The following is an 18,084-nucleotide window of genomic DNA, read 5'->3' on the forward strand; positions in this document are numbered from 1 at the left end:
GACCTGGTCGGGGGACGCCTGGCGGGACCCGTACCGCGGACCGCGCGACGGGACCGCCCGAGCGGTGGGCGGACTGCCCGTGCCGACGGGCCGCCCGTGTCCCCGGTGCCGCCTCGTGCGGTGCCGTCACAGCGGTGCCGACCGCCCGCAGGGGCGGCCTCCCGGCCCTGCCGCTCCGCCCGCCGGCGTCCCGGGGACGTGCGAGAACCCCCGACGAGGTGCACCGTGCCGGCGGGATCCCGTACCCGCCGCGGATCGCGCACTCCCTCGCCCGGCGCCGCCTGCACCTGCCTCCGGGCCCCGAGGCCGGGTGTGCCCCGCCGGGCCCCGCGCAGCGGGACCGGCTGCGGTCCCGGGCCGGTCTCGCCCCCGGAACCGGCGGCAGCACGCCGGCCGTCCGCGCTCACCGCCGCACCCCCGGCCCGCCTCCGCCGGCCCGGGGCGGCGTCGTGCCTTTTCCCCGCAAGAACCAGGAAGCACCGCACCCATGAATCCCCCTGCCACGAGTTCCCCCGCGAAGAGTGCTCCAGCCCGGGCGGACCACCGCATGCCGCACCGCTGGCTGATCCTCGCCGTCATAGGTGTGGCGCAGCTCATGGTGGTGCTCGACGCGACCGTCGTGAACATCGCCCTGCCCACCGCGCAGCTGGACCTGCACTTCTCCGACGCGGACCGGCAGTGGGTGGTCACCGCCTACGCGCTCGCCTTCGGCTCGCTGCTGCTGCTCGGCGGCCGGGTGGCCGACCTGTTCGGCCGCAAGAACGCCTTCCTCGTCGGGCTGGCCGGTTTCGCCCTCGCCTCCGTCCTCGGCGGATCGGCGCACGGTTTCGGGACGCTGATCATCGCCCGTCTCGTGCAGGGCGTCTTCAGCGCCCTGCTCGCCCCCGCCGCGCTCTCCCTGCTCACCACGACCTTCACCGACCCGGCGGAACGCGGCAAGGCCATCGGCATCTTCAGCGCCGTCGCCGGATCCGGAGCGTCCGTCGGACTCCTGCTGGGCGGTTTCCTGACCGAGAACGTCGACTGGCGATGGACGCTCTACGTCAACGTCCTCTTCGCCGCCGTCGCCTTCGCCGGCGGGCTGGTCCTGCTGCGCCGCACCCCGCGGAGCCGCACCCACCTCGACATTCCCGGAACGCTGCTGGCCAGCGCCGGCCTGTTCTGCCTCGTCTACGGCTTCGCCGCCGCCGGGACCCATTCCTGGTCCTCGCCGGACACCTGGGGTTTCCTCGTCGGCAGCGTCGTCCTGCTGGCCCTCTTCGCCCTGTGGCAGACGAGGACCACGCACCCCCTGATGCCCCCGCGCATCCTTCTCGACCGCAACCGGGGCGCGGCCTTCGCGGCACTGCTCGTCCTGGGCGCCGGGCTCTTCGGCCTGCTCCTGTTCCTGACCTACTACCTGCAGCAGGTGCAGCACTTCTCCCCGGTCAGGACCGGACTCGCCTTCCTGCCGATGAACCTGTCGATGATGCTCACAGCGGCGAGCGGCGCCGGTGTCCTGGTCCCGCGCTTCGGGCCGAGGCTCGTGATGAGCAGCGGCATGATCCTCAGCGCGGGCGGAGCCCTGTGGCTGACGACCATCGGCGCCCACACCGGCTACTCCGTGCACGTCCTGCCGGCGCTGATCGTCATGGGGCTCGGCATGGGCGCCGTCTTCGCCACCGCCATGGGGCAGGCCACCACCGGCGTCGCCCCCCAGGACGCAGGAGTGGCCGGCGCCCTGGTGAACACCATGCAGCAGACGGGCGGCTCCCTCGGGCCCGCACTGCTCAACACCGTTTTCGCCTCCCGTGCCGCGGGCTACCTCGCCCGTCACCACGGCGGCATCCCGGGTGTCCGGTCCGCCGCAACCGTCGAGGGGTACCGGGCGGTCTTCCTCTGTGCCGCGGTGTTCTTCGCCGTGGGACTCGTCGTCGCGGGCCTTCTCTTCCGGCGCCGGAGGCCCGCCGCGGAGCTGTCGGCCTGAACAGCCCCGATCCCCCGTGACGGTCCGCCGGGCTCCCCGGCGGGCCGTTCCGGTTCGCCGGAGGCCGTTCCCGCCGGCCCGGCCGCCCGAGCCGCCTGAGCGCCGCCCGGGCCGTCATCGGGCCGGTCGGGCCGGCCCTACCGTGCGCTCCCGGGGACCAGGGGCACCGGGGTGCCGTGGGGTGCGGTCTGCAGGACGGACGACAGGCCGGCCTCGTGGAAGGCGAGCTCGATGTCCGCCAGTCCCTCGGAGAAGTGGGACCACCCGTCGTAGTGGGCCGGGACGACCACGGCCGCGTTCAGGACCGCGGCGGCGGCTGCGGCCCGGCGGCTGTCGAGGGAGAGCGGGCGGCCGTCGAACTTGGCCGGCACCCGGGCCGCCCCCGCGTGGAGGACGGCCGCACCGATGTCCGGGACGCGGCGGGAGATCTCCGCCACCGTGCGGATCGAGGCGTTGTCGCCGCTCACGTAGACGGTGGGCAGTCCCTCTCCGGAGAGGACGAAACCGATGACCTCGCAGTTGATGTTGCCGTCCGCGTCGCGGGCTCCGTCCTCGGGGCCGTGGACGGCCGGGACCGCTGTGACGGTCAGGTCGCCCCCGCCGTCGGCGCGCGGCACGCGGTGGTGGCTCCACGGGGCGATCCCGCGGGCGGGAGCCCCGAGCCGGCCGGCCGTGAGGGGCCCCGTCAGCACCAGGCCGGAGGACATCGCAAACCGGCGGCCCTGGTCGTCGAGGTTGTCCGCGTGCGCGTCGTGGCTGACCAGCACGACGTCCACCGGGCCCAGCGCCTCCTGCGGGAAGGCCGGCCCCTCCGACTTGGTGAGGAAGCCGTGCGGCCCGGGCGGGTCGAACGTGGGGTCGGAGAGGAAGCGCAGGCCGCCGATGTCGATGACCACCGTGGGGCCGCCCAGTACGGTGGCCGTTCCTTCCTGCCGGGCGAGTCCTTCTGCTTTCATGATTCTCCGTCCGGATTCTCCTGGACATGCCGTGCTGCAGGCCATTCTCGCCCGTTCCCGGCACTTCCGCTGCGGCCGCACCGGGCGTCCGCTCCGTCTCCCTGCGCGACCCGCCGTGCGGCAGCCGCTCCGGCGCCCGGGTGTGCACGGTGGGGACGGCCTCCGGCCTCCGCGGGCACGGCCTCCGCGGGCACGGCGTGCCGGGTCCCGGCGCCGTCCGGGACGCAGGGCGGAGGAGGTGCCACCCGGCGTGATCCTCGTCACCATCGGGTTTCGCCGCCGCGACGGGCGTCGGGGCGCACAGAGGGCAACAAAAGCCGCATGTCGCACTGCCTGGCAGGGCGTGATGGGCGAGATGGGCGATTGATCGGTTCTGGCGCGAACATCTGACATGGAAGCTTTCTGTGCGGCCTGCCGCCACGGCTGTGACCTGCGCGATACGTCGCGTGGCTACGATCCCTCCACCTTTTGTTAACTTTCCTGAGCCCTGGCAGGTAGTGCGCGTGTTCGAAGTACAGGCGTCCGTGAGGACCGTCGCCGTGGTCCTCGCGGGAGGTGTCGGCCAGCGCCTCGGACTGCCGATCCCCAAGCAGTTCGTCAAGATCGCCGGCAAGCCGATCATCGAGCACACGCTCGCGGTCTTCGAGTCCAGCCCGGACGTCGACGAGATCGTGGTCGTCATGACCGGCGGCCACCTCGACGCGGTCGAGGAGATCGTGCGCCGGGCGGGCTTCGCGAAGGTCAGCCGGGTGGTGCAGGGCGGCGCGACGCGCAACGAGTCCACCGAGCGGGCGCTCGCCGTGCTGGGCGACGGGGAGTGCAACGTCCTCTTCCACGACGCCGTCCGCCCCTTCGTGACCCACCGCATCATCGCCGACTGCGTCCGGGCGCTGGCCGCCCACGAGGCGGTGGACGTGGTCATCCCCTCCGCCGACACGATCGTGGTGGCCGACGGCGACCTGCTGTCCGGCATCCCCCGGCGCGCCAGCCTGCGCCGCGGCCAGACCCCGCAGGGCTTCCGCCTCTCCACCATTCGCAAGGCCTACGAACTCGCCGCGGACGACCCCGACTTCGCCGCCACCGACGACTGCGGCGTCGTGCTGCGGTACCTGCCGGACACCCCGATCATGCTCGTCCACGGCGACGAGCAGAACATGAAGGTGACCGAGCCGGTCGACCTCTTCATCGCGGACAAGCTCTTCCAGCTCGCCTCGCACAGCGCCCCCGCGCCGGCCGACACCGAGGCCTACGAGCGGGGCCTGCGCGGCCGCACCCTCGTCGTCTTCGGCGGCAGCTGCGGCATCGGCGCCGACGTGGCCGACCTCGCCGAGCGGCACGGCGCCCGCGTCTTCCGCTTCAGCCGCAGCATGAACGGCGTCAACGTCGAGAACCCGGCGGACGTGGCGCGCGCCCTCGCCGAGGTGGAGGCCGAGGCCGGCTCGATCGACTTCGTCGTCAACACGGCCGGCGTGCTGCGCATCGGGGAGCTCTCCGCGACCGACCACGCGGCCATCGACGAGGCCGTGCGCGTCAACTACCTGGGCCCGGTGCACATCGCCCGCTCCGCCTTCCCCTACCTGAGCCGCAGCCGTGGCCAGCTGCTGCTCTACACCTCCAGCTCGTACACCCGGGGCCGGGCGCTGTACAGCCTGTACTCGTCGGCCAAGGCGGCGGTGGTGAACCTGACGCAGGCCCTGGCCGAGGAGTGGGCGCCGCACGGCGTCCGGGTGAACTGCGTGAACCCCGAGCGCACCCGCACGCCCATGCGCGAGCGCGCCTTCGGCGAGGAGCCCGCCCAGTCGCTGCTCCTCTCCGAGGACGTCGCCCGGATCTCCGTCGACACCCTCATCTCCTCCCTCACCGGCCACGTGATCGACGTGCGGCGCGAGGACCCGACCCGCCCCGGGCCGATCCCGGCCCAGCGGACCGCCGACGCCCCCGGGGCGGTGTCCGAGGCCCTCCTCGGGCAGGTGGCCGGATGATCCGCCGCCTGCGCGGGATCCTCCGCATCAGGACCGCCTTCGGGTTCCTGCTCGCCCTGCTGCTCGGCGCCGCCTTCGCGGCGATACCGGTGTGCGCGCTGCTGCCGTCCCTGTGGGGCTTCGTCGCGGCGTCCGCCGTCAGCTACCTCGTCGACGAGTGGCTGCACTCCAGGGAGCCGGAGTTCATCGGCCGCCTGGCGGCCTTCCGGCTCAACCGCATCATGCGGTTCCTGGCCCGGTCGGCCATGCTGCTGGTGCTCGCCGACCGCCTCGACGCCCCCGACCCCGTGGTCATCGGCGGACTGGTCGTCTGCGGGGCGCAGTTCTCCCTCCTCATGCTGTACACGGCGCTGCACCGCAGCATCCGGCTGAGCCGGGTCCTGCCGGTCGTCGTGCGCAACATGGACATGAGCGCCCTGCGCCTGCCGAAGAGCCCGCCGGCGTTCCTGTACCACCGCTACCTGCGCAAGCTGCTCCACTTCGACCTGGCCTTCCACGCCGGCCTGCTCGCGGGGCTGGCCACGGGGGAGTGGGAGCTGGTGAAGGCCGGGTACGCGCTGGCGCTCGCCCTGCCGGCCCTGGCCCTGCTCGCCCTGTCGTTCCAGTTCCGGCGCGCCCGCAGGACCCCCGGCCGCGAGCGGATCATCGCCGAGGTCAACCGCCAGCTGGCCGTGCAGCGTCCCGAGGTGGCCCTGTACTTCAGCTTCGCCGCGGTCTCCCAGGACTTCATGTACCAGGTCAACATGTGGATCGAGACCCTGGAGAGCCTGGACCTGCGCCCGCTGATCATCCTGCGCGAGCGCGCCTCCTTCCGTTTCCTCAGCCGCACCCGGGTGCCGGTCGTCTGCGTGCCCAAGGCCGACGACCTGGCCGAGCTCGACCTCCCCGACCTCAAGGTCGTGCTCTACCCGGGCAACGCCGGCAAGAACGTCCACATGCTGCGCGTGGCGGAGGCCAAGCACGTCTTCATCGGCCACGGCGACAGCGACAAGCTCGCCAGCAGCAACCGCGTCAGCAAGGTGTTCGACGAGATCTGGGTCGCCGGCCGCGCCGGCCGCGACCGCTACCAGCGGGTCCGCCACGCCATCAGCGACGACGCGATCGTCGAGGTGGGCCGCCCGCAGCTGGCGCCGATCCGGCTCCACGCCGACCACCGCCCCGGCCCGGTGCCTGTGGTGCTCTACGCGCCGACCTGGGAGGGCTGGAGCGATGACGACTGCCACACCTCGCTCATCCCGATGGGCGTCACCCTGGTCCGGATGCTGCTGGAGCAGGGCGTCCGGGTCATCTACAAGCCCCACCCGCTGACGGGACGGCGCTCCGCGAAGGCCGCCGCCGCCGACCAGGCGATCCAGGCGATGCTGCGTGCGGACAACCGCTCCCGCGAGGCCAAGCGGACGGCCGCAGCGGTCGCCGAGGCCAGGCCCCGCCTCCAGGCCCTCCAGGCCCGGATCGACGCGCTCTCCGGCCGCATGCGCACGGGCGACGACGCGGAGCAGACGCGTTCCGCGCGGCCCGCCGGCCACGAGGGCTCCGACGAGTGGCACGAGCTCCACGCCGAGTGGCACCGCGTCTTCTGGGAGACCCGCGGCCCGGTGCGGCACAACGTCATCCTCAAGACGCTGCCCACCCTGTACGAGTGCTTCAACCAGGCCGACATCCTCATCAGCGACGTCTCCAGCGTCGTCGCCGACTTCGTCGCCAGCCTCAAGCCCTACGTGCTGACCAACGCGGACAACCTGCCCGACGACGAGTTCCGCGCCGCTTACACCACCGCGGGCGGGGCCTACCTGCTCGACCGGGAGTGCACGCGCCTGCCGCAGATCCTGGACTCCGTCCGCGCGCCCTGGCGCGACCCCATGCGCCCGCACCGGCGGACCCTCAAGGAGTACGTGCTGGGCCCCGACCAGCCGACGTCCATGGAGCGCTTCAACGCCGCCGTCAACGCGCTGGCCAACAAGGCCGCCGTGCAGCGGTGGGAGCAGTACCTCGGGGGCGGTCCCCAGCACCACGACTTCCCGGAGGAGGCCGCCGTCGCCGGCCTCTCCTTCGGCTGGTTCAGCAGGGAGCCCGGCTACCCCGAGTCGATGTGAGCGGCCTGACCCGGCCGCCGGAAGCGGAAGGTTGAGCATGACCGTCAAGGTCACCGTCGTCGTCCCCGTGTACAACTGCGGGGACGGCTACCTGCCCGCCCTGCGGTCGCTGCGCGACCAGACGATGGCGCGCTCCGACTTCGAGGTGGTCTTCGTCGACGACGGGTCCACCGACTCCACCCTGCAGTCGCTGAGGGGCGACACCGCCTTCGACCGGTGGGTCCGCGTCGTCGAGGCCGAGCACACGGGCGGCCCCGGCCGTCCGCGCAACGTGGGCCTGGACCACGCCCGGGGCGAGTTCGTGCTCTTCATGGACGACGACGACCGGCTCGCCCCCGAGGCGCTCGCCCGGCTGTACGACCGCGCCGTCCGGTACGACGCGGACATCGTCCTGCCGCGGACGGCCGGCCACGGACGGCCGGCCCCGCGCGAGGCCACCGCCGCGCCCCTGGACCGCGGGCACCTCCTCACCCACCCGGTCCTGCTCCGGTCGATGACGGCGCTCAAGCTCTTCCGCCGCTCGTTCCTGCTGGAGCACGGCCTGCGGTTCCCCGAGGGCCGGGTCCCGCTGGAGGACCACCTCTTCACCCTGCAGGCGCACCTGCTCGCCCGCTCGGTGAGCGTCCTGCACGACTACACCTGCTACCACTGGGTGCGCCCCGAGGACCCGGGCCCGCCGCCGCACGCCGGCACCGGCCTCGCGGACCACTGCCGCTCGGTCGCCGCGATCCTCGACGTCATCCGCCGGCACGTCCCGCCCGGGCCGGACCAGGACCGCCTCGTCGCCCGCTGGTACCAGGTCAAGGTGCTCAGCCGGCTCGACGAGCGGATCCTCGGCCAGCGCGACGACGCCCTGCGCCGGACGCACCGGACCCTGCTGGACCTCGTCGAGCAGTGCATCCCCCCGGCCGTCGACGAGTACCTGCCCGCCAACCTGCGGGTCCGCTCCGCGGTGCTGAGGGCCGGCGGCACGGACACGCTCAGGTCCCTCGCCCGCCACGAGGCGGGTGTCACCCACCAGACGCGCGTGGAGGCGCTGGACTGGGTCGACGGACGGCTCACCGCGACGCTGACCAGCGACCTGGTGCACCTGGGGAAGGACGGGAGCCGCCGGCCGGTCCGGTTCGTGCTCGACGGGGAGCGCATCCGCTGGGACCTGCCCGCCGACGTCCTGGCGGTGCCCGGCGCCGCCGCCGCCTCCGACGTCACCGACGTCCTCGGTGCGGCGTCCGTGCGCGGCCTGGTGCGCCTCCGCGACGACAACACCGACCTCTACGTCCCCACCCGCCACCGGGCGGTCAGCCTCCCCCTGGGGCGCAACGCCGCGGGGCTGTCCACCGTCGCGCTCCGCCTGGAGGCGTCCCTGGCCTTCGACCCCGCCGCCGCCGACCACGGCAGCCCGGTCACGGGCCTGTGGGACCTCAGCGTCCTGGTGGAGGCCTGCGGCTGGTCCAAGGCCCGGCGCGTCGGCGAGGACCGCAGCCCGCTGGCCGACGCCGGGCTCCGGCCCGCGTTCGGGCCCGACGGCACCTTCAGCGCGCCGTACTGGACCAAGAGCGGCAACCTCAGCGTCCGGGTGGCCCCCGCCTCGCTGGGCGCGCTCAAGGGCGCGGTGCGCGAGCCCGGCCGCTCCTGGGTCCGCGGGGCCGGCGACCTCGTGGAGGTGGCCGTCCCGGTCGAGGTCGGCCCCCTGCACCACCCGGTGCCGCTGACGGTCTCCCTGGCGGGAGAGTCCGCCGATCCCCTCGACCTCCCCGCCCTGATCGGGCCCAACGGCGCTCCCGACCTGGCGGTGCTCACCTTCGCGGTCCCGGCGTCCGCGGCCGGTGCGGACCCCGGGGCCTCCCGCACCTGGCGGCTCCGCGTCCGCCAGGAGCACCGGACGTCCGCGGACGCCGACCTCGGCCTGACCCTGAGCCGCCACGCCTCCGGGCACTGGTCGGTCCACCGGCCGGCCGGCTGACCCCCGCCTGCCCGTCCCGGCCTGCACCCCGACGGCCCGGCCGCACCGCGCGAACCGCCGGAGGAAGGGCCGACGGGGCACCGGGACTGCCCCGAAGTGCCCGCGGGGCGGGGCGGAGTGCGGTGAATTGCCGGAGATCGGCGAGGAGTTCGCAAACCTCCGCTGGACCTGGTGCTCCGCCCCATGGGTAACATGTTCATGCCCGCGCGCGGTCTGACACTACGTCAATCGGCGTGGTCTGTGACGTGTCCAGCCGCGAAGACCCGGCAGCAGGAACCCCCGCGCGACCAGCCCGCTGCCGCACCCTCCCCCGACGAGGACCTCCTGATGCCATCCTCCCTCGCCACCCGTCGGCCGGGGGCCCGTCCGCCCGTGCGGCGGGTGCTGCCCGTGCTGCTCCTGGCGGCGGCCGTCACCGGCGTCGCCGTGCTGTGCGCGGCCCTCGCCGCCGCCGACGCGGCCAGGGCCGCCGTCGCCGTGACCGCCGCCGTCGCGGCGGTCCTGCTGACCGCCGCCGCCACCGCCGCCGCCCGTGCGGCGCAGTCCGCGCAGGAGCTGAGGCTGCGCGCCCGGACCGCGGAGGAGGAGGCGGCCCGGTCCCGCGCCGAGCTGGCGCAGACGCAGTCCGACGCCTTCCGGCTCCGCGACCGCCTGGCCCACCTCGACGCGGAGACGGCGCGGCTGCGCTCCCACACGGCCCAGCTGGACGCCCACGCCGCCGTGCTGGCCGACGACCTGCTGCCGTCCCTGGTCAAGCGGGTCCGGGACGGCGCCTCGGCCGGGACGGCGCTGGCCGAGCTGCACCTGCCCGCCGACACCGCCCACCGCCGCGTCCTGGAGGTGGTGGCCCACGAGCTCTCCGTGAGCGAGCGGTCCCGCGCGGCCGCCATGTCGGCGTGCGCCAACGCCGCCGGCCGCGTCCAGGCCCTGGCCACGAGCATGCTCGCCGACCTGCGCCGGATGGAGGAGCGCCACGGCGAGGAGGTCATGGGGGACCTCATGAAGCTGGACCACGCCACGGCGCAGGCCGGCCGCCTGGCGGACAGCATCGCGGTGCTGACGGGCGCGCGCTCGGGCCGCCGCTGGACCAAGCCCATCGTCATGGAGAGCATCCTGCGCGGGGCCATGGGCCGGATCAGCGCCTACCAGCGGGTGCGCCTGCACTCCACCTGCTCCGCCGCGGTGGCGGGCTACGCCGCCGAGGGCGTCATGCACGCCCTGGCCGAGCTGATGGACAACGCCACCAGCTTCTCCGCGCCGACGGAGGAGGTGCACGTCTACGTCGAGGAGGTCGCGGCGGGCGTGGTCGTCACCATCGAGGACGGCGGCCTGGTGATGAACCCCGAGAAGCTGGGCCGGGCCCAGCGGGCCGTCTCCGCGACCGAGCCGCTGGACTTCACCACGATGTCGAGCACCCGGCTGGGCCTGGCCGTGGTGGGCTGCCTGGCGCGCAAGCACCGGCTGACGGTGTCCTTCCGGCCCTCCTCCCGCGGCGGCACGGGCGCGGTGGTCCTCATCCCGCGCGAGCTGGTGACCCAGCAGCGGCAGGAGCAGGGCGCCGCCCCCGCGGCCGTGCCCGCCCCGGCCGCCGCCCGTGCCGTGCTGCCGCGGCCCGCCGCGGGCGAGCCGCGCGCCGAGCGGACCCCCCGGGCCCCGCACGCGGCCCGGACGGCCCCGGCCCCCCAGGCGCCCCCGATGCCCCGGACGGCCCCGGCCGTCCCCGCCCCGGCCGAGTCCGCTCCCGTCGCGCCCGCCCCGGCCGCCGCCCGCGGCGTCGAGGGCGCGGAGGCGGAGGTGCACGGGCTGCCCAAGCGGCCCCGGGGGCAGACCCTTGCGGCCGCGTCCCGCCACGAGCGGCCGTCCGAGCCCGTCCGGCAGCAGCCGCGCCCGGGAGCGGGCGAGCGCTTCCGCGCCTTCCGCCAGGCCGTCAGGGGCGGCGGCTCCGAGGACACCGGTTCCCACGCCCTCGGCCCCGGCGGCACGGGCTCCCACACCTTCGGCTCCCGCGACGCCGGGGTCCGCGCCACCGGCTTCGACCCCACCGGCTTCGACCCCACCGGCTTCGACGACACCGGCTTCGACGACACCGGCTCCCACGGCGGACCCCGCGACGGCGGCCCCGCCGGCCGGGAGTGACCCTTCCTTCCCGAGCGGACTTCCCTCCGGGCGTCCCGGGGCCTGGCGCCCGCGGACGTGACGCCCTTCGACGCCCGCCGGCCCGTCCCGGAGGAACCCGGGGACCCTCCGGGACGGGACCGGCACCGGACAACAGATTGGAGGCGGGGGTCGGACCCGCCCGGCGGCACGTCCGCCGGGCCCGGCCCCGTGACACCCATGCAGACCACTGACCGCGACCTCGACTGGTTGCTGCAGAACCTCCTGGAGAAGACTCCGGGCACCCGGCACGCCCTCGTGCTGTCGAGAGACGGCCTCAAGCTCTGCTGGTCGCCCGGCCTGTCGACCGACCAGGCCGACCAGCTGGCGGCGATCGCCTCGGGCATCCAGAGCCTGTCGCACGGTGCGTCGATCGAGTTCGGCGACGGCACCGGCGGCGTCCGCCAGTCGATGACCGAGTTCCACGGCGGCCTGCTGTTCATCGTGGAGGCCGGCGAGGGCGCGCACCTCGCCCTGGTCGCCGCCGAGGACGCCGACCCGGGGATCATCGGCCACAACATGGACGAGCTGGTGGAGCAGCTCGGCGAGCACCTGAGCGCGCCGCCGCGCATGCCGGACGCGTCGAGCGGGACGCCATGACCCGACGACCCGTCCACAGCGAGGACCCGGACCGGCTCTACACCGTCACCGGCGGGCGGAGCCGGGCCGACGACAGCGCCTTCGACCTGGTCACGCTCATCGTGAGCGAGTCCGAGCCGTCCCCGGGCATGCAGTCCGAGCACGTCCGGATCCTCACCCTGTGCCGGCGGCCCACGGCGGTCGTCGAGGTCGCCGCGGAGCTCGGCCTGCCCGTGGGCATCGTGAAGATCCTGCTCGCCGACCTCCACGACACGGGCCGTGTCAGCGCCCGTCATCCGAGGGCGGCCCACTCCCGGGCGGAGCTGCCCGACCCCGAACTCCTGAAGCAGGTGCTCGTTGGACTCCAGAACCTCTGAGCGCGCCGCCCGCGTCCCGCTGCCGGCCACCGCGGACAACGCTCTCAAGATCGTCATAGCCGGCGGCTTCGGCGTGGGCAAGACCACCATGGTCCGGTCGATCAGCGAGATCCGCCCGCTGAACACCGAGGAGACCATGACGCAGGCCGGCCTCGGCATCGACGAGACGGCGGGGGTCCGGTCCAAGACCACCACCACCGTCGCGTTCGACTTCGGCCGGATCAGCCTCAACGAGCAGATGGTCCTCTACCTGTTCGGCGCCCCCGGCCAGGAGCGGTTCTGGTTCCTCTGGGACCGGCTGTTCGCGGGCACGCTGGGGGCCGTCGTCCTCGTCGACACCCGCCGGCTGGAGGACTCCTGGTACGCCATCGACCGGCTGGAGCACCACGGCACGCCCTTCATCGTGGCCCGCAACAACTTCGGCGACCCCACGCACTCGCTGGAGCAGGTGCGGGACGCGCTGTCGCTCTCCGACGACATCCCGCTGGTCGACTGCGACGCCCGTGACCGGGAGTCCAGCAAGGCGGTGCTGATCGCCCTCGTGAACCACCTCTACGCCCTGTCCTCCGTCCGGGAGATGACCCGATGACCGACAGCCTCACCCCCGCCGGCGCCCCGGCCGCCCCCGCGGGCTGCCCGGCCCACGACGGCGCCGTGGTGCTGAGCGGGCTGCAGTTCCAGCAGGCGCCCGCCGACCTGTACCGGGACCTGCGGCGCCGTCACGGCGCGGTGGCGCCGGTCGAGCTGGACGGCGGGGTGCCCGCCTGGCTGGTGCTCGGCTACCGCGAGGTGCACTACGTCACCAGCAACGACGAGCTGTTCGCCCGCGACTCGCGGCGCTGGCACGCGTGGGACGTCATCCCGGAGGACTGGCCGCTGCTGCCGTACGTCGGCTACCAGCCGTCGGTGCTGTTCACCGAGGGCGCCGAGCACCGGCGCCGCTCCGGCGCGATCAGCGACGCCCTCTTCGGCGTCGACCAGTTCGAGCTGCAGGCGACCTGCGAGCAGATCGCCGACGAGCTGATCGACGCCTTCTCCGGGCGCGGCCACGCCGACCTGATGGCCGAGTACGCCCACCAGCTGCCGCTGCTCGCCGTCGTCCGGATGTGCGGCCTGCCCGGCGGGGAGACCGACGCCCTGGTGCGCGACCTGGCGGCCTCGCTCGACGCGGGGCCGGACGACGACCCGGTGGCGGCGTACGGGCGCGTCCAGGAGCGCATCCAGCTCCTGGTGGAGGAGAAGCGCGAGCGGCCCGGCGCGGACATCCCGTCCCGGCTGGTCCTCCACCCGGCGGGCCTGACGGACGAGCAGATCGTCCAGGACCTCATCTCGGTGATCGCCGCCGCCCAGCAGCCCACCGGCAACTGGATCGGCAACACGCTGCGGCTGATGCTCACCGACGAGCGGTTCGCGGTGAGCCTGTCCGGCGGCCGCCGCAGCGTCGGCCAGGCCCTCAACGAGGTGCTGTGGGAGGACACGCCCACGCAGAACTTCATCGGCCGCTGGGCCGCCCGCGACACCGAGCTCGGCGGCCGCCGCATCCGCCAGGGCGACCTGCTGATCCTGGGCCTGGCCGCCGCCAACACCGACCCGCAGGTGCGCCCGGACGCCGCCGCGGGCGCGGCCGGCAACCAGGCGCACCTGTCGTTCAGCCACGGCGAGCACCAGTGCCCCTACCCGGCGCCCGAGCTGGCCGAGGTGATGGCCAAGGCCGCCGTCGAGGTGCTGCTGGACCGCCTGCCCGACGTGGTGGTGGCGGTCGACGCGGACGAGCTGATGTGGCGTCCGTCGGTGTGGATGCGCGGACTGGCCGCCCTGCCGGTGGAGTTCTCCCCCGCGCCGGCCGCTCGGACGCACTGACATCCGGCGCCCCGGCACTGCGTGCCCCGGCCCCGCGTGCCCCGGCCCCGCGTGCCCCGGAGTCCGGAGCGCCGACACCCCCCGGGCGGCCGCCGTGCCCGCGCCGGCCGCCCGGGGCCGGCGGCCCCGGCCCCGGGGGGCCCGCCCGCTACTGCGCGGCGCCGGCCGCGCCGGTCCGGCCGACGGGCGTGAAGCGCACGGGCACCGACTGGGGCCCGCGGGTGAAGACGCCGGTCTCCACGGGGGTGAAGCCGTCCGCGAGGCGGATGTCGGGCATGGCGTCGAGCAGCTGGTCGACGCCGACCTCGACCTCCGCCTTCGCGAGGAGCGCGCCCACGCAGAAGTGCCGGCCCAGGGCGAAGGCGAGGTGGTCGGCGGCCGCGGAGAACGCGTTGGTCGCCGTCAGGTCCTCGCGGAAGATGTCGAAGCGGTCCGGGTCCGCGTAGCGGCGGTCGTCCCGGTTGGCCGCGCCGATCAGGCAGGTCACGGTGGAGCCCGCGGGTATGGTGCCGCCGCTGACCTCGACGTCCGCCGACACCTGGCGCATGATCATGTGCACCGGCGGGGTGTAGCGCAGCGTCTCGGCGAACGCCCGCGCGATCAGGCTGCGGTCCTTCTGCACGGCGGCGAGCTGCTCGGGGTGCTGGAGCAGGTTCGCGAAGATCGAGGCGATCGCCTTGTCGGTGGTCTCGCCGCCCGCCGCCAGCAGCAGGCTGCAGAACGCCTTGACGTCCTCGTCGCTCATCCGGGTGCCGTCGACCTCCGCCGCGCAGAGCGAGGAGAGCAGGTCGTCACCGGGGTTCTCCCGGCGCTCCTGGATGATCGGAAGCATGTACTCGGCGAACTCCTCGCGGGTCCGCAGGCCGGACGCCGTCACCTCCGGGTCCTGGCTGAGGTTGCCGAGGAAGGCGATGACCGAGGTGTACCAGCCGTGGAACCTGGCGTGGTCGCCCTTGTCGAGGCCCAGCATGTCGGCGATGACGTTCACCGGGAAGTGGGTGGCGTAGTCGGTGACCAGGTCCGCCTCGCCGGTGGCGCGGAAGCGGTCGATGAGGTCGCGGGAGTTGCCCTCGATGACCGGGAGGAACTTCTCCTGCAGGGCGCTGCCGCGGAAGGCGGGGGCCACCAGGGCGCGGCGCACGGAGTGCTCCCGGCCGCTGAGCTGCAGGATCGTGCGGCCGTGCACCGGCTCCAGCTGCCAGCCGTAGTTGTCCGTCGTCCAGGCGGACTCCCTGTCCTTGAACGCGCGCTCGACGTCCTCGTACCGCGAGACGATCCAGCTCTGCATGGGTTCGTGCCAGATCAGGGGGAACTCGTCCCGCATGATGCGGTAGGCCGCGTAGGGGTCGGCCGCGAAAGCGGGGGAGAGGATGTCGGGAGCCTGCTGAGCGGTGGTCATGTGACTTACCCCAGGGAATGGTTGGGACCGTCCCACCAGGGTAGGCAGGCAAGATCATGCTGGTCTAGTCCGGCCCGACCCCGAATCTCCACGATCCGTCCCCGCGGTGTGCGCGGACGGCGGGACCCCGCCGGGCGCGCCGGCGGGGTCCCGGGCCGCCCCTCAGCAGATCCGCGGCAGCTGCTCGCCCAGCGGCAGGTCCACCACCCGCGTGCCGCCGAGCCCGGTCCGGGCCACCACCATGCCCGGGTGGTCCGCCGTGCACTCGCCGACCACCGCCGCGCCCGCGCCCAGCGGGTGCGCCCGCATCGCCGCCAGCACCGCGTCGGCCTCCGCCCGGGGCACGAACGCCACCAGCCGCCCCTCGTTGGCCACGTACCAGGGGTCCAGGCCCAGCATCCCGCAGGCGTTGGCCACCTCCGGCGGGACCGGCACGCTGCGCTCCTGCACCACCACGCCGACGCCCGCCGCCGCCGCGATCTCGCACAGCGCGGCCGCCAGGCCGCCGCGGGTCGGGTCGCGCAGCACGTGCAGGTCCCGGGTGGCGGCGAGCATGGCCTCCACCAGGCCGCCCAGGGCGGCGCAGTCGCTCTCCACCTCCACCCCGAACTCCAGGCCCTCCCGCACGCTCAGCACCGCCACCCCGTGCAGGCCCACCGGGCCGCTGACGATCACCACGTCGCCGGGGACCGCCCGCTGCGGGCGGATGTCCACGCCGTCCGGGACCAGCCCGATCCCGGACGTGCACAGGTACACGCCGTCGCCGTGCCCGGCCTCGACCACCTTGGTGTCCCCGGTGGCGACCTGCACGCCCGCCGTGCGGGCGGCGGCGCCGACCGCCTCGGCGACCCGCGCCACCACCGCGGTCCCGACCCCTTCCTCCAGGACGAAGGCGCAGGACAGGTACGCGGGGCGGGCGCCGCTCATGGCCAGGTCGTTGACGGTGCCGTTGACGGCCAGGTCGCCGATGGAGCCGCCGGGGAAGAAGAGCGGCCGCACCACGAAGGTGTCGGTGGAGAACGCCAGCCGGGCCCCGCCCAGGTCGAGCACCGCCGAGTCGGCGAGGGCGGCGAGCGTCCCGTTGCCGTAGGCGGGGGCGAAGACGTGCCGCACCAGCTCGGCGGAGAGGGCCCCGCCGCCGCCGTGGCCCATCACGACGCGGGGGTGGTCGCGCAGCGGCGCCGGGCAGGTCCAGCCGGAGACGTCGGGCGCTCCGGCCCCCGCGGGGGCGGCGGGGGCGGTCTCGGTGTCAGACAACGGGGCTCGCCTCCACGGACGGCGTGACGGGGGACGGTGTGCCGGGGGGCGGTGCGGCGGGGGAGGGCGCGGCGGACCGGGCCGCCGGCCCGCCCAGGCGCCGGTACAGGTGGTACGCCGCGCAGGCGCCCTCGCTGGAGACCATCGTGGCGCCCAGCGGGGTGCGCGGGGTGCACGCGGTGCCGAAGGCCTCGCACTCGTGCGGCTTGATCAGGCCCTGCAGCACCTCGCCGCTGCGGCACTCCGCCGGCTCGCGGGTGGCGATGCCCTCCACGGCGAAGCGCGCCTCGGCGTCGTACGCCCGGTACCGCTCCGAGAGCCGCCAGCCGCTGTCCGGGATGGTGCCGATGCCGCGCCACGCCCGGTCGACGACCTCGAAGACGTCGGCGAGCACGGCCCGCGCCGCCGGGTTGCCCTCGGGCCGCACCGCACGGGCGTACGCGTTGTCGACGGTGTGCTCCCCGCGCTCCAGCTGCCGCACGGCCCGCCGGACGCCCTCCAGGATGTCCAGCGGTTCGAAGCCCGTGACCACGACCGGAACCCGGTACCGCTCCGCCAGCGGCGGGTACTCCGCCACCCCCATGACGCTGCACACGTGCCCGGCCGCGAGGAACGCCTGCACCCGGCAGGAGGGGGAGCGCATGACCGCCTCGATGGCGGGGGGCACCCGCACGTGCGAGACCAGCATGCTGAAGTTGCGGACGCCGAGCCGGTGGGCCTGGAGCACCGCCATGGCATTGGGCGGCGCGGTGGTCTCGAAGCCGATGCCGAAGAAGACCACCTCGCGGTCCGGGTTCCGCCGTGCGATCCGCAGCGCGTCCAGCGGCGAGTACACGACGCGGACGTCGCCCCCCTCGCCGCGCACCCGGAACAGGTCGCGCCCGGTGCCCGGCACCCGCAGCATGTCGCCGAAGGAGCAGAAGACCACCCCCGGCCGGGAGGCGATCTCCAGCGCCTTGTCGATGACCTCCAGCGGCGTCACGCACACCGGGCAGCCGGGGCCGTGGATCAGCTCGACCTCCTCCGGCAGCAGCTGGTCGATGCCGTGCCGGATGATCGAGTGGGTCTGCCCGCCGCACACCTCCATCAGCGCCCACGGCCGGGTCACCGCCGCCCTGATGTCCTCCAGCAGGCGCCGGGCCGCCGCCGGGTCCTGGAACTCCTCGACGTACCTCACGCCTGCGCCTCCCCCTCGTGCTCGCGGGCGGCCTGCTCCCAGACGTCGCCGAACTCCTCCTCCAGCAGCCCGAGGCCCTCGAAGAGGGCGAGCGTCTGCCGCGCCGACTCCTCGTCCAGCCGCTGCAGCGCGAAGCCGACGTGCACGATGGCGTACTCGCCGACCCGCAGGTCCGGCAGGTACTCCAGGCAGACGTCCTTCACCACGCCGCCGAAGTCGACGGACGCCATCCGCACGCCGTCCCGCTCCTCGATCTCCAGCACTCTGCCGGGTACCGCCAGGCACATCGGGCTGTCTCCTCTCGTCCGCCGGGGCGTCCGG

At 74.5% G+C, this 18,084-nt stretch carries 14 protein-coding genes; 9 read left to right on the forward strand and 5 right to left on the reverse strand.

From position 1 onward, the window contains the following. Positions 1–487: 487 nt before the first annotated feature. Positions 488–1,966, forward strand: a complete 1,479-nt coding sequence (locus tag ACFY07_RS11450; RefSeq protein WP_390868457.1) for an MFS transporter — start codon at positions 488–490, stop codon at positions 1,964–1,966. Between the two features lie 137 nt (positions 1,967–2,103). On the opposite strand, the gene ACFY07_RS11455 is transcribed toward ACFY07_RS11450, so the two are convergent. Then, positions 2,104–2,922 carry an MBL fold metallo-hydrolase gene (locus ACFY07_RS11455; RefSeq protein ID WP_390868458.1) on the reverse strand — a complete coding sequence of 273 codons (819 nt, stop codon included), beginning with the start codon at positions 2,920–2,922 and terminating at the stop codon, positions 2,104–2,106. Positions 2,923–3,425: 503 nt separating this feature from the next. Between ACFY07_RS11455 and ACFY07_RS11460 the strand changes: the two genes are divergently transcribed. From ACFY07_RS11460 to ACFY07_RS11495, 8 genes are all read left to right on the forward strand, one after another. Beyond that, on the forward strand, positions 3,426–4,904 hold the full coding sequence (locus ACFY07_RS11460; protein ID WP_390868459.1) for a D-ribitol-5-phosphate cytidylyltransferase: 1,479 nt from the start codon (positions 3,426–3,428) through the stop codon (positions 4,902–4,904). Continuing rightward, positions 4,901–6,997: a hypothetical protein gene (locus ACFY07_RS11465; RefSeq protein ID WP_390868460.1), complete on the forward strand. Its 2,097-nt coding sequence runs from the start codon at positions 4,901–4,903 to the stop codon at positions 6,995–6,997. Before ACFY07_RS11460 ends, ACFY07_RS11465 begins: the two co-directional genes overlap by 4 nt. A gap of 37 nt (positions 6,998–7,034) precedes the next feature. Further along, complete coding sequence (locus tag ACFY07_RS11470) at positions 7,035–8,960, forward strand: glycosyltransferase family 2 protein (RefSeq protein WP_390868461.1); 1,926 nt, start codon at positions 7,035–7,037, stop codon at positions 8,958–8,960. Positions 8,961–9,287: 327 nt separating this feature from the next. Next, entirely contained in the window at positions 9,288–11,096 is a 1,809-nt protein-coding gene (locus ACFY07_RS11475; RefSeq protein WP_390868462.1) for an ATP-binding protein, read from the forward strand. A gap of 198 nt (positions 11,097–11,294) precedes the next feature. Next, positions 11,295–11,714 (forward strand): roadblock/LC7 domain-containing protein, encoded by a 420-nt coding sequence (locus ACFY07_RS11480; RefSeq protein ID WP_230745330.1) that lies wholly within the window; start codon positions 11,295–11,297, stop codon positions 11,712–11,714. After that, a complete protein-coding gene (locus tag ACFY07_RS11485; protein WP_390868463.1) occupies positions 11,711–12,070 on the forward strand; it encodes a DUF742 domain-containing protein in 360 nt (119 codons plus the stop codon). Before ACFY07_RS11480 ends, ACFY07_RS11485 begins: the two co-directional genes overlap by 4 nt. After that, positions 12,051–12,659, forward strand: a complete 609-nt coding sequence (locus ACFY07_RS11490; RefSeq protein WP_230745334.1) for an ATP/GTP-binding protein — start codon at positions 12,051–12,053, stop codon at positions 12,657–12,659. Before ACFY07_RS11485 ends, ACFY07_RS11490 begins: the two co-directional genes overlap by 20 nt. Then, entirely contained in the window at positions 12,656–13,930 is a 1,275-nt protein-coding gene (locus ACFY07_RS11495) for a cytochrome P450 (protein WP_390868464.1), read from the forward strand. The genes ACFY07_RS11490 and ACFY07_RS11495 overlap by 4 nt, the downstream gene beginning before the upstream one ends. A gap of 148 nt (positions 13,931–14,078) precedes the next feature. Here the strand turns inward: ACFY07_RS11495 and ACFY07_RS11500 are convergent, their stop codons facing one another. From ACFY07_RS11500 to ACFY07_RS11515, 4 genes are all read right to left on the reverse strand, one after another. Continuing rightward, positions 14,079–15,329: a cytochrome P450 gene (locus ACFY07_RS11500; protein ID WP_390868465.1), complete on the reverse strand. Its 1,251-nt coding sequence runs from the start codon at positions 15,327–15,329 to the stop codon at positions 14,079–14,081. Between the two features lie 162 nt (positions 15,330–15,491). Beyond that, positions 15,492–16,481 carry a hydrogenase expression/formation protein HypE gene (hypE, locus tag ACFY07_RS11505; protein ID WP_390868513.1) on the reverse strand — a complete coding sequence of 330 codons (990 nt, stop codon included), beginning with the start codon at positions 16,479–16,481 and terminating at the stop codon, positions 15,492–15,494. A gap of 97 nt (positions 16,482–16,578) precedes the next feature. After that, positions 16,579–17,763, reverse strand: coding sequence for a hydrogenase formation protein HypD (gene hypD, locus ACFY07_RS11510; RefSeq protein ID WP_390868466.1), 1,185 nt, complete (start codon positions 17,761–17,763; stop codon positions 16,579–16,581). After that, positions 17,760–18,050, reverse strand: coding sequence for a HypC/HybG/HupF family hydrogenase formation chaperone (locus ACFY07_RS11515; protein ID WP_390868467.1), 291 nt, complete (start codon positions 18,048–18,050; stop codon positions 17,760–17,762). The genes hypD and ACFY07_RS11515 overlap by 4 nt, the downstream gene beginning before the upstream one ends. Between the last annotated feature and the right edge of the window lie 34 nt (positions 18,051–18,084).

It is taken from the genome of Streptomyces sp. NPDC001380 (genome assembly GCF_042895785.1).
Taxonomy (GTDB): domain Bacteria; phylum Actinomycetota; class Actinomycetes; order Streptomycetales; family Streptomycetaceae; genus Peterkaempfera.

Bases quoted from the DNA above. Each gene is read 5' to 3' on its own strand.
- ACFY07_RS11450 (WP_390868457.1), top strand. From the start codon at position 488: ATGAATCCCCCTGCCACGAGTTCCCCCGCGAAGAGTGCTCCAGCCCGG.
- ACFY07_RS11455 (WP_390868458.1), bottom strand. From the start codon at position 2,922: ATGAAAGCAGAAGGACTCGCCCGGCAGGAAGGAACGGCCACCGTACTG.
- ACFY07_RS11465 (WP_390868460.1), top strand. From the start codon at position 4,901: ATGATCCGCCGCCTGCGCGGGATCCTCCGCATCAGGACCGCCTTCGGG.
- ACFY07_RS11470 (WP_390868461.1), top strand. From the start codon at position 7,035: ATGACCGTCAAGGTCACCGTCGTCGTCCCCGTGTACAACTGCGGGGAC.
- ACFY07_RS11475 (WP_390868462.1), top strand. From the start codon at position 9,288: ATGCCATCCTCCCTCGCCACCCGTCGGCCGGGGGCCCGTCCGCCCGTG.
- ACFY07_RS11480 (WP_230745330.1), top strand. From the start codon at position 11,295: ATGCAGACCACTGACCGCGACCTCGACTGGTTGCTGCAGAACCTCCTG.
- ACFY07_RS11485 (WP_390868463.1), top strand. From the start codon at position 11,711: ATGACCCGACGACCCGTCCACAGCGAGGACCCGGACCGGCTCTACACC.
- ACFY07_RS11495 (WP_390868464.1), top strand. From the start codon at position 12,656: ATGACCGACAGCCTCACCCCCGCCGGCGCCCCGGCCGCCCCCGCGGGC.
- ACFY07_RS11500 (WP_390868465.1), bottom strand. From the start codon at position 15,329: ATGACCACCGCTCAGCAGGCTCCCGACATCCTCTCCCCCGCTTTCGCG.
- hypE (WP_390868513.1), bottom strand. From the start codon at position 16,481: ATGGGCCACGGCGGCGGCGGGGCCCTCTCCGCCGAGCTGGTGCGGCAC.
- ACFY07_RS11515 (WP_390868467.1), bottom strand. From the start codon at position 18,050: ATGTGCCTGGCGGTACCCGGCAGAGTGCTGGAGATCGAGGAGCGGGAC.